Source organism: Salipiger bermudensis (assembly GCF_019801965.1).
Lineage (GTDB): Bacteria > Pseudomonadota > Alphaproteobacteria > Rhodobacterales > Rhodobacteraceae > Salipiger > Salipiger bermudensis_A.
Window position 1 is genome coordinate 60,949 of sequence record NZ_JAHVIA010000007.1, and the last position, 12,594, is coordinate 73,542.

General features: G+C 67.9%; 13 protein-coding genes. 2 read left to right on the forward strand and 11 right to left on the reverse strand.

What is annotated here, in order from left to right:
* Positions 1–31: 31 nt before the first annotated feature.
* The 10 genes from KUV62_RS16000 to KUV62_RS16045 all read right to left on the reverse strand — a co-directional run bounded on the left by KUV62_RS16000 (position 32) and on the right by KUV62_RS16045 (position 10,304).
* Positions 32–808, reverse strand: a complete 777-nt coding sequence (locus tag KUV62_RS16000; protein ID WP_222604735.1) for a squalene/phytoene synthase family protein — start codon at positions 806–808, stop codon at positions 32–34.
* Between the two features lie 38 nt (positions 809–846).
* Entirely contained in the window at positions 847–1,563 is a 717-nt protein-coding gene (locus tag KUV62_RS16005) for a class I SAM-dependent methyltransferase (RefSeq protein ID WP_222604736.1), read from the reverse strand.
* Positions 1,547–3,184 (reverse strand): citramalate synthase, encoded by a 1,638-nt coding sequence (gene cimA / locus KUV62_RS16010; RefSeq protein WP_261395710.1) that lies wholly within the window; start codon positions 3,182–3,184, stop codon positions 1,547–1,549. Before cimA ends, KUV62_RS16005 begins: the two co-directional genes overlap by 17 nt.
* 115 nt (positions 3,185–3,299) lie before the next feature.
* Complete coding sequence (cysS, locus tag KUV62_RS16015) at positions 3,300–4,730, reverse strand: cysteine--tRNA ligase (RefSeq protein ID WP_222604737.1); 1,431 nt, start codon at positions 4,728–4,730, stop codon at positions 3,300–3,302.
* A gap of 149 nt (positions 4,731–4,879) precedes the next feature.
* Positions 4,880–5,407, reverse strand: a complete 528-nt coding sequence (locus KUV62_RS16020) for a DUF1697 domain-containing protein (RefSeq protein ID WP_222604738.1) — start codon at positions 5,405–5,407, stop codon at positions 4,880–4,882.
* A 70-nt stretch (positions 5,408–5,477) separates the two neighbouring features.
* Positions 5,478–5,858 (reverse strand): VOC family protein, encoded by a 381-nt coding sequence (locus tag KUV62_RS16025; RefSeq protein WP_222604739.1) that lies wholly within the window; start codon positions 5,856–5,858, stop codon positions 5,478–5,480.
* A 129-nt stretch (positions 5,859–5,987) separates the two neighbouring features.
* Positions 5,988–6,890 (reverse strand): DMT family transporter, encoded by a 903-nt coding sequence (locus KUV62_RS16030; protein ID WP_222604740.1) that lies wholly within the window; start codon positions 6,888–6,890, stop codon positions 5,988–5,990.
* Between the two features lie 113 nt (positions 6,891–7,003).
* Entirely contained in the window at positions 7,004–8,164 is a 1,161-nt protein-coding gene (gene mltG, locus KUV62_RS16035; RefSeq protein ID WP_222604741.1) for an endolytic transglycosylase MltG, read from the reverse strand.
* Between the two features lies 1 nt (position 8,165).
* Positions 8,166–9,422 (reverse strand): beta-ketoacyl-ACP synthase II, encoded by a 1,257-nt coding sequence (fabF, locus tag KUV62_RS16040; protein ID WP_222604742.1) that lies wholly within the window; start codon positions 9,420–9,422, stop codon positions 8,166–8,168.
* Positions 9,423–9,503: 81 nt separating this feature from the next.
* The gene (locus KUV62_RS16045; protein WP_222604743.1) at positions 9,504–10,304 is read right to left on the reverse strand and encodes a glycosyl transferase; all 801 of its coding nucleotides are present in this window, start codon (positions 10,302–10,304) and stop codon (positions 9,504–9,506) included.
* Between the two features lie 189 nt (positions 10,305–10,493).
* Between KUV62_RS16045 and KUV62_RS16050 the strand changes: the two genes are divergently transcribed.
* Both KUV62_RS16050 and KUV62_RS16055 read left to right on the forward strand, forming a co-directional pair.
* Complete coding sequence (locus KUV62_RS16050; RefSeq protein WP_222604744.1) at positions 10,494–10,772, forward strand: DUF2934 domain-containing protein; 279 nt, start codon at positions 10,494–10,496, stop codon at positions 10,770–10,772.
* A gap of 200 nt (positions 10,773–10,972) precedes the next feature.
* Positions 10,973–11,179 (forward strand): cold-shock protein, encoded by a 207-nt coding sequence (locus KUV62_RS16055; RefSeq protein ID WP_222604745.1) that lies wholly within the window; start codon positions 10,973–10,975, stop codon positions 11,177–11,179.
* A 118-nt stretch (positions 11,180–11,297) separates the two neighbouring features.
* Here KUV62_RS16055 and KUV62_RS16060 read toward each other — a convergent pair whose 3' ends face one another.
* Positions 11,298–12,464, reverse strand: a complete 1,167-nt coding sequence (locus KUV62_RS16060) for a M20 aminoacylase family protein (RefSeq protein ID WP_222604746.1) — start codon at positions 12,462–12,464, stop codon at positions 11,298–11,300.
* Between the last annotated feature and the right edge of the window lie 130 nt (positions 12,465–12,594).

The following is a 12,594-nucleotide window of genomic DNA, read 5'->3' on the forward strand; positions in this document are numbered from 1 at the left end:
AGCGGTCGGGCTTGCCTGAAGTGGCCCCGCCTCAGATCCGTCCGGACAGCGCCGCTGCCATCAGCCCGCTGCGGCGACGGAACTCCGAGAGCTGAAGCGTCCCCTCGGCGACCCGCTGCGGCGCCTGCACCGCCTGTTTCAGAAGCGGCCCCGCCTGCCATCCCGCGAGCAACGCCGCCCGCGCGGGACGGTCCACCTCCCCGAGCCGCGCCCTTGCCCGCTTGAGCCGGTCGAGACCGCCCCGCGCCAACGCGACCACCGCCTCCGCGCGCCCATCGACCAGCGGCACCCGGCCCTTGGCCTCGAGCTCCGGCACCGCGCGTAGGAACTGCGCCAGACCCGCCGCATATCCCGCATCGAGCGCCACCGCCTCGGGCATGGTCCCGAGCGCACGCCCCGCCGCCAGCACCAGCTCGCCAGAGGTCTCCTCGATATAGCGGGTGAAATGCGCCTCGTCCTCGAAGGCATCGCGGTAGATGTCCCAGCGCCGCGCGCCCACCAGACGGTCAAGCCGTTCGGCGCTCTGCGCATCGAGCACATGCGCCAGCGGCGTCACCACCTCGTGCCGGCGCACAAGGCCGCCCCCCCGGATCTCCTCCAGCGCATCGCGCCACCATTGCAGTCGCATTTCGGCGATCATGCTCTCCTGCGTCAGCCAGGGCGCGCGTGCCACCTCGAGATTGAAGGCATAGAGCGGGAAAAGCACGGCGCGCGCGCGGACCGGCGCCGCCATCGCGGCGGCGAAGCGGTCGGGGTCGCCGCGCTCCACGAGACGGGCGCAGGCGGTGAGATCGTCATCGAAGTCCATGTCGCTCACCTAGGCCGCCCGAAGCGGAAAGGAAAGCCTCAGTCGGGCCGCGCCAGCACCAGCTCGTAGGCGATGCGCTCGGGCGCCTCTTGCCAGAGCTCGACCTCGCGCGCGCTATTGTCGAGCACCGCGGTCATCGCCGGGCTTGCGCCCTCGCGCAGCGCCGCGATCTCGCGCGCCACGCTGCCGTAATAGGCCGCCCACGGCGCGCCCACCAAAAGCCGTGTGTCGAGGATCTCGTAGCCCGCCTCCGCCACCTGCGCGCGCAGCCCCTCGCGGTCGGTGAGCCCCGGCTCCGGCGCCCAGAAGTCGCGCACCGCCTGCGGCTCATCGCCGCCAAGGAAGACCCCTTGCGAGAACGCCACCACGCCACCGGGCGCCAGCGCCGCACGCCACGCCCGGAGCCCCTCGGTCACGCCGAGGAAATAGATTGCCCCCGCCGACCAGATCAGATCATACGGCCCCTCGAGCGCGCCCATGTCGCCGACCCGCAGCGCGGCATTCGGCAACCCCGCCACCCGTGCCTGCCCGGCCTCGATGAAGGCGGCGACCGCGTCGATCCCCTCCACCTGCGCCTCCGGCAAGGCCTCGGCCAGCGTGACCGTGTCGGCCCCGGTGCCGCACCCCGCGTCGCAGACCCGCAGCGCGCCCGTGAGCCCCAGCCGCCCCAGCGCCCAGGTCACATCCTCGGGCAGCCCCGGCCCCTGCCGGTCGAGCCGGCTGTAGAGCGTCAGGAATTCAGGCGGCAGATCCACGGCGTCCGTCCTCTCCACAATCGCGAATGAGCTTCCAGCGCACCGCGTCGAGCAGCGCTTCGAAGGAGGCATCGACTATGTTGGCGCTCACCCCCACAGTCTGCCAGCGCCGGCCCGAACCGTCCTGGCTGTCGATGATGACCCGTGTCACCGCCTCGGTGCCGCCCTGGGTGATGCGCACCTTGAAATCGACCAGCCGCAGGTCGTCGATCACCGACTGGTACGGCCCGAGGTCCTTGGCCAGCGCCTTGGCGAGCGCGTTGACAGGGCCACGGTCGAAGCCGGCATTGTCGAGGCTGTCGGAAACCGACAGCTTCTTCTCGCCATCGACCTTGACGACCACCACCGCCTCCGAGAGCGAGACCATCTGGTCATACTTGTTCTTGCGCCGCTCGATGGTGACCCGGTAGCGCTTGACCTCGAAGAATTCCGGGCAGCGGCCCAGCTCTTCGCGGGCCAGCATCTCGAAGCTCGCCTGCGCGGTGTCGTAGGTGTAACCCTCGGCCTCGCGCGCCTTGATGCGCTCGAGGATGCGCGCCAGCGCCGGATCGCCTTTCTCGACCTCGAGACCCGCCTCGGCCAGGCGCCGGCGCAGGTTCGACTGCCCGGCCTGGTTCGACATCGGGATCACCCGGCGATTGCCGACCTGTCCGGGCTCGATATGTTCGTAGGTCGAGGGGTCCTTGAGGATCGCGCTGGCATGCAGCCCCGCCTTGTGGGCAAAGGCCGAGGAGCCCACATAAGGCGCCTGCCGCATCGGCACGCGGTTCAATATTTCGTCGAGCATCCGGCTGGTCTGGGTCAGCCCCTCGAGCCCCTCGCGGCTGACGCCGATGTCATAGGCGCTGGCATAGGGCTCCTTCAGCAGCAGCGTCGGAATCAGCGAGGTCAGGTTGGCATTGCCACAGCGCTCGCCGAGGCCGTTGAGCGTGCCCTGGATCTGCCGCGCGCCCGCATCCACCGCCGCAAGCGTGGTGGCGACGGCGGTCTCGGTGTCGTTATGGGTGTGGATGCCCAGCCGTTCGCCCGGAATGCCGCCCTCGATCACCGCGCGCACGATGCCATGCGCCTCGTGCGGCAGCGTGCCGCCATTGGTGTCGCACAGCACGATCCAGCGCGCCCCGGCCCCGAGCGCCGCCTGCAGGCACTCCAGCGCATAGGACGGGTTGGCCTTCCAACCATCGAAGAAATGCTCCGCGTCGAACAGCGCCTCGCGGCCCTGGCCGACGATATGCGCCACCGAGGCGCGGATGTTCTCGACATTCTCCTCGAGCGTGATCCCCAGCGCCGCAGTGACGTGATAGTCATGCGTCTTGCCCACCAGACACACCGCCTGCGTCCCGGCATTTAGCACCGCCGCCAGCACGTCGTCATTCTCCGCCGAGCGCCCGGCCCGCTTGGTCATGCCGAAGGCGGTCATCACGGCCCGCGTCGCCCCGACCTCCTCGAAGAAGGCCGAATCCGTCGGGTTCGCCCCCGGCCAGCCGCCCTCGATGTAATCCACGCCCAGCTCATCCAGCGCAGCGGCGATGCGCAGCTTCTCAGCCGTGGAAAACTGCACCCCCTGCGTCTGCTGCCCGTCGCGCAGCGTGGTGTCGTACAGATATAGCTTTTCCGCCATCACCACGCCCCCGCTTCTTCTGGCCGGAAATATCCTCGGGGGGGCTCGGCTTGCCCGAGCGGGGGGCAGACAGCCCCCCTCCCGCGCCGGTCACAGGCGCACACGCACATGGTCATCACAGCCCCTCCAGCTTGGCCGCGTCGAACCCGGCCCCGGGCAGCAGCTCCACCCCGGCCTTCGACATGCGCACCTCGACCCCGGCCTCGACCAGCGCGGTCTTGAGCCGGTCGACTTCCGAGAAATCCTTGCTCTCCATCGCCGCCGCCCGTACCCCCGCGAGCTTGTCCGCGAGGTCCGAGAGATCGACCGAAACCTCGGCCCAGCCCCCGAGCTCGGGCGTCAGAAGGCCGAGCAAACTGGCCCCGGCCTTCAGCCCCGCGAGATCGCCGCTAGACGCCAACTTGTGCAGCTCGGCAATTGCGCCGGCGGTGTTGAGATCATCCGCCAGCAGCGCCACCACGGTCTCCGGCACCGCGCCCGCCTCGACGCCTGCCACCATGCCGCGCCACTTGCGAAGCGTGGCCTCGGCGTCGCGCGCCTTCTCCGCCGTCCAGTCCATCGGCTTGCGGTAGTGCGTCGAGAGCATCACGAAGCGGATCACCTCGCCCGGCACGCCGGCCTGCCCGTCATGACCCTCGAGCAGATCGTGCACGGTGAAGAAATTGCCCAGTGACTTGGACATCTTCTTGCCCTCGACCTGCAGCATCTCGTTGTGCAGCCAGATCTGCGCCATCTGCTCGGTGCCGTTGGCGCAGCAGCTCTGGGCGATCTCGTTCTCGTGGTGCGGGAAGGTCAGGTCATTGCCGCCGCCGTGGATGTCGAAGAGATGCGGCCGGGCGATCGCCTCAGCCGAGAGACGCCCTTCCGCCAGAGGCTGCTTCCAGAGCAGTTCATCCGACATCGCCGAGCACTCGATATGCCAGCCCGGACGGCCCCGGCCCCAGGGGCTCTCCCAGCCCGGCAGTTTAGGGTCGGAGGGCTTCCACAGCACGAAATCCATCGGGTTGCGCTTGTAGGGCGCCACCTCGACCCGCGCGCCGGCGATCATGTCGTCGACCGAGCGCCCCGAGAGAGCGCCGTAGCTCTTGTAGCTCTCCACCGCGAAAAGCACGTGCCCCTCCGCCGCATAGGCGTGGCCCCTCTCGATCAGCCCCTCGATCATCGCGATCATTTCGGCGATGAATTCGGTGGCGCGCGGCATATGGGTCGGCTCCATGACGCCCACGGCCGCCATGTCGTCGAGATACCACTGCGTGGTCTCGGCGGTGATCTCGCCGATCGAGCGACCGCTCGCCTGCGCGCGGGCGTTGATCTTGTCGTCCACGTCGGTGAAGTTGCGCACGTAAGTGACGTGCTCCGGCCCGTAAACCTCGCGCATCAGCCGGAATAGCACGTCAAAGACGATTGCCGGGCGCGCGTTGCCCAGATGCGCGCGGTCATAGACCGTCGGGCCGCAGACGTAGATCCGCACGTTCTCATCGTCGATGGCTTTGAAGAGTTCCTTCTTCCGGGTCCGGGAATTGGTCAGCCAGATAGGGACGTTCATGGCGCGCTCCTTCGCACGAAGATCGCGGCGGGAGTAGCAACTTCATTTCAGGATTGGAATAGAAGACCGGCCCGCCGAAGAATTCAGCAGGTAATGCAGCAGATCCGAATGAGGGTTGCTTGCGTGGTCATGCCCCGCTCATACGCCGATCAGCGCCGCGCGTCCAGCATTTCCACCAGCCGCGCCACGCTGCGCAGGTTGCGCGCGGTGAGTTGCGTGCCGAGGATGCGTTCCAGCGCCGCCCCGAGCTTCGAGCGCCCGAAGCCGCCGGGCGTATGGAGCCACGCCACGCCCTCCCCGATCTCGAGCCCGTCCCCTTCGGCTTTGCGCTGCTCGTAAAGCGCGAGGTCGGGATCCGGCGAAGCGTAGAGAAAGCAGAGATGCACTTGCCGCGGATCGTCGGGGACGAACGGGCAGCCGGCATGGGCGGCCCGCAGTGTCTCGCCGTCGAGCACCAGCACCGGAACCTCGAGCCCGTGCGTCTCGCGCAGCGCCTGCTCCAGCCGCTCCGAAAGCGCCTCAGGCGTGCCCTCGGCGTCGAAGACGAGGTTGCCCGAGGCCACGTAGCTCTGCACGTCGTGCCAGCCGAGACGCGCGCAGAGCGCTTTCAGCTCTGCCATCGGAAGGGCGTTTGCCCCGCCCACGTTGATCCCGCGCAACAGCGCCACCTTGGCCATCACCGGTACCTCCTGCCCGATCCTTGCGGCAGGCACGGGGCCGGATCAAGCCCGGGATCCGGGCCGGGGCTCAGCCGTAGCTCACCAGCTCGTATTCCACGCCATCGGGGCCGTCGAAATAGAAGCGCCGGCCCGGCTCGTAATCGGCGTGGCTGTGGGGCGTGAAGCCCGCAGCCCGGACGCGGGCCTCGAGGGCATCGAGATCCTCGACCACCAGCCCGATATGGTTGAGCCCGCCCTGCCGAACATAGCGCTCGGGGTCGCTGAGGGTCTTGTCGGCGGGGCGGTAGAGCGCGAGGTAATCGCTCTCGCCGCCCACATGTACCGACCAGCCATCGCCAATCGCGGGGCCCTGCCAGCGGATACGCCAGCCGAAGAGATCGCAGAGCAGGCGCGCGGTGGCGTCGGGATCGGGGACGGCGATGTTCACGTGTTCCAGTCGGGCGATCATGATGCGGTTCCTTGCGGCCATTGGATCAGAGGACTCTCAGGATCGGACCTCGAGTTCGGTTGAGGTCAAACGGAAAGTTTTTCACTCCGCGAGAGGCTTAGCCAACACCGCATGTCTCCCGCGCCGGACCTACGCCCGCGCGCCGCGCCGTCCTCGCCCCACCGGCCAGACCTCGAGCAGCCCCGCCGCAACCACCATGCCGCCGCCGATGATCTCCAGCGTCGCCAGATGCTCGCCGGCCAGAAGCGCCGCCGAGACCGCGCCGACGATGACCTCGGTCTGCATCAGGATGCCGACGCGGGCCGGATCGAGCCGCATGGTGGCCCACATCAGCGCCGCCAGCGACACGCCCCACCACAGCACGCCGGTGGCCAGAGCCAGCCCGAGCAGCCCAGCCCCGCTCTCGCCCAGCGACAGGCTCGGGAGCGGCTCGAAGAACGGCGCCAGCGCCAGCCCCGCCAGCGTCGCGCCGATGGCGAAGACGAAGGTGGCCGGGATCACGCCGAGATCGGATTTCACCCGGATGCCGGTGGTGCCCACGGCCCAGAGGATGCCCGCGATCAGCGACATCCACTCGCCCACCCCGCGCGGCATCGGCAGCGTGCCGCCGGCGCTCAGCATCACCAGAAGCCCGGCGATTCCGATGAAGATCGCCACGATGCGCAGCGCCGGGGTGTGCCAGCCCATGACGTAGCGCGCGATCAGCACGCTCCAGACCGGGGTCAGGAAATACAGCAGGATGATGATCGCCACCCGGCCATAGACCAGCCCGATGGAATAGAGCGTAAAGGCCGCACCGCCCGCCGCCACCGAGAGCAGGCCGATCTTGTCGGCCGACACCAGCGCCCGCCAGCGCAGCGCCACGAAGGGTGCCAGCACCACGGCCGCCGTCACCGTGGCCAGCACCGTGCCCCAGGCGCCGGGCAGGCCGAGATCGACCATCGCCCGCACCGGCATCCAGTAGAAGCCCCAGAGCAGCCCGAAGCTGGCCACCAGCAGCGTGGCGAGTGCGTTGATGCGATCCTGTGTCATGCCCTGCCCTTAGCAGCCCGCGCGGGGCGCAGAAAGAGACGCGGCGGAACCGGTCTCCCGATCCCGCCGCGCCGTTGCGTCGGTGATGCTTTGGCGGGCAATCCGCCGCGCGCCTACTGGTTGGCGCGCTCCGCCTCGAGCCGGCGATAGGCCGCCACGTTGTTGTTGTGCTCGTCCAAATTCGTCGCGAAGTTGTGCCCGTCCGCGGGGTCGAGCGTCTTGGCGACGAAGTAGATGTACTCGCTCTCCGCCGGGTTCAGCGCCGCCTCGATGCTGGCGCGGCCCGGGTTGGCGATCGGCGTCGGCGGCAGGCCCTGGATCACGTAGGTGTTGTAGGGCGTCTCGGCGCGCAGCTCGGACTGGCGGATGCCGCGCCCCAGCACGCCCTGGCCGTTGGTGATGCCGTAGATCACCGTCGGGTCGGTCTGCAGCCGCATCCCCCGCTCGAGGCGGTTGACGAAGACGCTGGCCACCAGCGGACGCTCCTCGGCACCGCCGGTTTCCTTCTCGACGATCGAGGCCATGGTCAGCGCCTGCATCGGATCGTCGTAGGGCAGATCGTCGGCGCGGTTCTGCCAGGCGCTGGCGAGGATCACCTGCTGCGCCTCTTCCATGCGCTGCAGCAGCGCCTCGCGGCTGTCACCCTTGGAGATCTCGTAGCTGTCGGGCGCAAGCGTGCCCTCGCCCGGAATCTCGGCGACCTCGCCTTCGAGGATATCGACCTGGTTCAGCTCTTGCACCACCTGCCAGCTGGTCACACCCTCTGCCAGCGCCACTCGGAAGCGGGTGCCGACATCGTCACGGAAGCCGGCATAGTCCGCCGGGGCCTCCTCGGCCGGGTCGAAGGCCAGGACCTCCTCGTAACGGCCGGCGGTCGGGTCGAGCTCGCGCACCTGCACCTCGGCGCTGGTGACGCCGATGCGGTAGACCACCTCGGTGCCGCAGGTCGAGGCCCCGCCACGGGTGACGATATCGACGATCTCCGACATCGAGGCGTTTTCGGGCAACAGGAAGGAGCCTGCCTTCAGCTGGCTGGTCTTGTCGGTGTACTGCGCCCCGAGCCGGAAGATCGTGCCGGACGAAATCGCGCCCTGCTCTTCGAGATCCCCCGAAACACGGGTGAAATTGCTGCCGCTGCGCACCTGCAGGCAGATCGGCGCCCCGAGCGGCCCCTCGGAGGCGTACTCGTTCTGCGCCCAGAGCAGCACGCCGCCCATCAGGAAGACGAGCACGACCAGGAAGGTCAGCGCGTTCGAGGCGATGTTCCGCCACATGTCAGTCGACCTTTCCGAAGATCACGCTCGCGTTGGTGCCACCGAAGCCGAAGGAGTTGGAGAGCGCGTAGCTCACCTTGCGCTCGCGCTTGGCGTTGGGCGCGAGGTCGATCGGGGTCTCGACGGCGGGGTTGTCGAGGTTGATCGTCGGCGGCGCGACCTGGTCGCGGATCGCGAGGATCGAGAAGATCGCCTCGATGGCGCCGGCGGCGCCCAGAAGGTGGCCGGTGGCCGACTTGGTCGACGACATGGTCACATTGGCGGCGTGCTCCCCGAGCAGCTTCTCGACCGCGCCAAGCTCGATCGTGTCGGCCATGGTCGAGGTGCCGTGGGCGTTGATGTAGTCGATCTGGCTGGCCTCGAGTCCGGCCGATTTCAGCGCCGCCCCCATCGAGCGCAGCGCGCCGTCGCCATCCTCGGAGGGCGCGGTGATGTGATAGGCGTCGCCCGAAAGGCCGTAGCCCAGAACCTCGGCATAGATCTTGGCGCCGCGCGCCTTGGCATGCTCGTATTCCTCGAGAACGACGATGCCCGCGCCCTCGCCCATGACGAAACCGTCACGGTCGGCGTCATAGGGACGGCTGGCCTTCTGCGGCTCGTCGGCGCGCTTGGTCGAGAGCGCCTTGCAGGCGTTGAAGCCCGCGATGCCGATCTTGCAGATCGCCGCCTCGGCGCCGCCGGCGACCATCACGTCTGCATCGCCGTACTTGATCAGGCGCATGGCGTCGCCGATGGCGTGGGCGCCGGTCGAGCAGGCGGTGACCACCGAGTGGTTCGGGCCCTTGAAGCCGTACTTGATCGAGACCTGACCCGAGATCAGGTTGATCAGCGCGCCCGGAACGAAGAACGGCGACACGCGGCGCGGGCCCTTCGCCTCCATCATCACGGCGGTGTTGGCGATCGAGTTCAGGCCACCGATGCCGGAGCCGATCAGAACGCCGGTGCGCTCCAGATCTTCCTTCTCGGTCGGGGTCCAGCCGGCATCTTCCACCGCCTGCTGCGCGGCCGCGAGGCCGAAGAGGATGAAGGTGTCGACCTTGCGCTGTTCCTTCGGCTCCATGTAGGCGTTGGCGTTGAACTCGCCCTCACCCTCGCCCAGCGGCACTTCGCAGGCATAGGTGGTTGCCAGCCCCTCGGGATCGAACCCGGTGATCGGCCCGGCGCCCGACTGACCGTCGAGAATCCGTTCCCAGCTCTTTTCGACACCATCGGCCAGCGGCGTCACAAGCCCCAGCCCGGTAACCACAACGCGACGCATTGCTTGCCCCTTCCTCAGAATTCTTTCGTGGCCACGCTCTTACCCCGCCCGTTGGGGCGTCGGCAAGGGCATCGGGCCGGTTCAGGCCCAGTCCGGGCCGAGATCCGCCTTCGCCCGGTCGATCCAGTGCTCGCGCAGCCAGTCGCAGGGCTTGGAGTGGCGGATGATGCTGCCGTTCCAGCCCTCTAGAGCGTCGGTCATCTTGGGGCGGCCGTGGAAACAGACCACGCGGGCGTCCTCGGGCAGCCGCGGCGGGTGCATCCAGTTGCCCGGGAACGGATTGCAATCATACTTGAAGGACACCACCCAAGGCTCTGGAATATATTTGAAACAGTCGCGCTCCATCGCCTTGTGGCTGGTGTAGCGCTGCTCGGACCCGCGCGCCGCCTCGACCTCGCGATAGGCGTTCTTGGCGATGTCTTCGTAGAGGAAGCCGTGCAAGGCGGGGTCGAAGCGGAACACCGAGCCATGCCCGGTGGGACGGCCCTTGCGCTTTTCGGTCCAGTCGTGGCGCATCGCGACCATACCCGGCGCCATGTCGTGGATCTCGTCGAGGCTGCCGGTGATGACGACGTCGAGATCGAAGCCGAGGAACGGCCCCTCGAGATCGGGCACCAGCCCGGGGCGGAACAGCGAGACCTTGCGCATCGCGCCCTGCCGGTTCGCCACCGCCAGCGCCGAGGCCATGCGATCGGCGAAGGGCTCGACGGGCAGCGGCAGCACCTCGATATCCGGGTGCAGCCCCTCCGCGTGCTCGGTCATGCAGAAGAAGCGGATCGGACGCGACATGTTGCGGCGCACGCCGGAATACAGCCGGTTGACGTATTCCGGGCCAAAGAGCGTGCCCCACTTGATGCAGATGATGTTGGCTCGATCGGTCACGGACCCCTCCTGTGCGGGTTTGCCCGCGCTTTAGCCGAATTGCCGCGTCGGTGCCATCCCGTTGAGCGCAGGCCCGCGCATCGGGCGCCGAAGCGACACCGGCGTTTTGCCGAACCCGCCTGCTCTGGCAGACTGTTTCCCGACGCGCGATCAGGTTTCACACGACAGCTGGCATGGGAGGCCACACGTATGAGCACCACGACACCGACAGAGGCGGAGATCGCCGAGACCGCCTATTTCCTCTGGATGGAGGCGGGCTGCCCCGACGGCAGGGATGCCGAGCACTGGCAGGCCGCGATCGATGCACTGACCATCACCGAGGCACCCAAGCGCAAGCGCGCGCCGGCGAAGCCGAAGGCGGAGAAGGTCGCGGCGAAGCCCAAGGCAAAGGCGGCCGCCAAGCCGAAGCCTGCGGCAAAGGCCAAGGCCTCTGCCAAGCCGAGAGCGAAGGCCAAGGCCGGGGAGTGAGCGCCCCTGCGCGGCACGCGAAACATCGCCGACACCAAATGAAGCATTGGCATTGGGCTCAAAGCGGTCTAGCAAGCGGTGGCTAACGTTTTTCTATGTCGACCACTGTCTCCCTCATACGGCGCTCAGTCTCTCGATCCGGACGGACCACGCCACGCTACCGCATCCTGCGGGTAGATTTTTTAGAGGAGACCACGGATATGGCCACTGGCACCGTGAAATGGTTCAACACCACCAAAGGCTTCGGCTTCATCGCACCCGAGACGGGCGGCAAGGACGTGTTCGTGCACATCTCGGCCGTCGAGCGCGCCGGCCTGACCGGCCTCTCGGACGATCAGAAAGTGACCTACGACCTCGAATCCGGCCGTGACGGCCGCGAGTCGGCTACCAACCTCGCCCTCGCCTGATAACGGCGCAGAGACGCGAAGAAAGACGCGGCCCTCTTCGGAGGGCCGCGTTTTTTGTGCCTTGCAGACGCGCGCGTGACCAGCGCGCCCCACCGTCGGCAGGGCGCGCCGCGCAGGATCAGGCGGCCGGCATCCGGCGCTCGACGATCTCGGCCCACCAGGAGCAGCCCGCCGGGATGACCTCGTCGTTGAAGTTGTATTCCGGGTTGTGCACATCGGCGGTGTCGCCATTGCCGACGAGGATGTAGGCGCCGGGGCGCTCCTCGAGCATGTAGGCGAAATCCTCGCCGCCCATGGTGATCGGCGCGTCGCGGTCGCAGGCGCCCGCCACCGCCTCGGCCACGTCGGCGGCAAACTCGGTCTGCGCCTCGCTGTTGACCATCGCCGGGTAGCCCGGCAGCCACTTGATCTCGGCCTCGCAGCCGAAGGCCTGCGCCGTGGCGGCGGCCAGCGCCTTGATGCGCTCCTCGCCGAGCTCGCGGTTGGTCTTCGACATGGTGCGCATGGTGCCACGGAACATCACCGAGGCCGGGATCACGTTGAACGCTTTCGACGAGCTCTCGATGCCGGTCACCGAGACCACCATCTGGTCGTCGGGGTCGGAATTGCGGCTGACGATGCTCTGCAGCGCGGTGATGATATGCGCCGCGGTGACCAGCGGATCGATCGCCTGGTGCGGCTTGGCGCCGTGGCCGCCCTTGCCCTTCACGTTGATCTCGAACTGGTCGGTTGCGGCGAAGAAGGCACCGGGACGGATGCCGAAGCTGCCCGCGGGCATGCCCGGCCAGTTGTGCATGCCGTAGACTTCCTGGATGCCCCAGCGCGCCATCATGCCGTCTTCGCACATCTCGCGACCGCCGCCGCCACCCTCTTCGGCGGGTTGAAAGATTACCACAACCGTGCCGTCGAAGTTACGGGTTTCGCTGAGATATTGCGCAGCCCCCAGAAGCATGGCGGTGTGACCGTCGTGGCCACAGGCATGCATCGCGCCCGGGGTCTTGGAGGCGTATTCCAGCCCCGTCACCTCGTGGATCGGAAGCGCGTCCATGTCGGCGCGCAGGCCGATCACCTTGCCCGAGCTGTCGCTCTTGCCCTTGATCACGCCCACCACGCCGGTGCGGCCGATGCCCTCGACAACCTCGTCACATCCGAAGGCACGCAGCTTTTCGGCAACGATTCCAGAGGTCCGGTGGGTTTCAAAGAGGATTTCGGGGTGCTCGTGCAGGTCACGGCGCCAGGCGGTGATGTCCTGATGCAGTTCGGCAAAACGGTTCTTGACGGGCATGGGTAGCTCCCTGAGATTTGATCATTTTCCGCGAAAATGCCACCGCGCGGCGAGCCCTGCAAGCGGGGCGCGGCGGAAGCCGGGGATCGCGGCCGGAGTGCGCCCCTCACGGGCGCGACAAACATAGGCC

Bases quoted from the DNA above. Each gene is read 5' to 3' on its own strand.
- KUV62_RS16000 (WP_222604735.1), bottom strand. From the start codon at position 808: ATGGACTTCGATGACGATCTCACCGCCTGCGCCCGTCTCGTGGAGCGC.
- cimA (WP_261395710.1), bottom strand. From the start codon at position 3,184: ATGGCGGAAAAGCTATATCTGTACGACACCACGCTGCGCGACGGGCAG.
- cysS (WP_222604737.1), bottom strand. From the start codon at position 4,730: ATGAACGTCCCTATCTGGCTGACCAATTCCCGGACCCGGAAGAAGGAA.
- KUV62_RS16020 (WP_222604738.1), bottom strand. From the start codon at position 5,407: ATGGCCAAGGTGGCGCTGTTGCGCGGGATCAACGTGGGCGGGGCAAAC.
- KUV62_RS16025 (WP_222604739.1), bottom strand. From the start codon at position 5,858: ATGATCGCCCGACTGGAACACGTGAACATCGCCGTCCCCGATCCCGAC.
- KUV62_RS16030 (WP_222604740.1), bottom strand. From the start codon at position 6,890: ATGACACAGGATCGCATCAACGCACTCGCCACGCTGCTGGTGGCCAGC.
- mltG (WP_222604741.1), bottom strand. From the start codon at position 8,164: ATGTGGCGGAACATCGCCTCGAACGCGCTGACCTTCCTGGTCGTGCTC.
- fabF (WP_222604742.1), bottom strand. From the start codon at position 9,422: ATGCGTCGCGTTGTGGTTACCGGGCTGGGGCTTGTGACGCCGCTGGCC.
- KUV62_RS16050 (WP_222604744.1), top strand. From the start codon at position 10,494: ATGAGCACCACGACACCGACAGAGGCGGAGATCGCCGAGACCGCCTAT.
- KUV62_RS16055 (WP_222604745.1), top strand. From the start codon at position 10,973: ATGGCCACTGGCACCGTGAAATGGTTCAACACCACCAAAGGCTTCGGC.
- KUV62_RS16060 (WP_222604746.1), bottom strand. From the start codon at position 12,464: ATGCCCGTCAAGAACCGTTTTGCCGAACTGCATCAGGACATCACCGCC.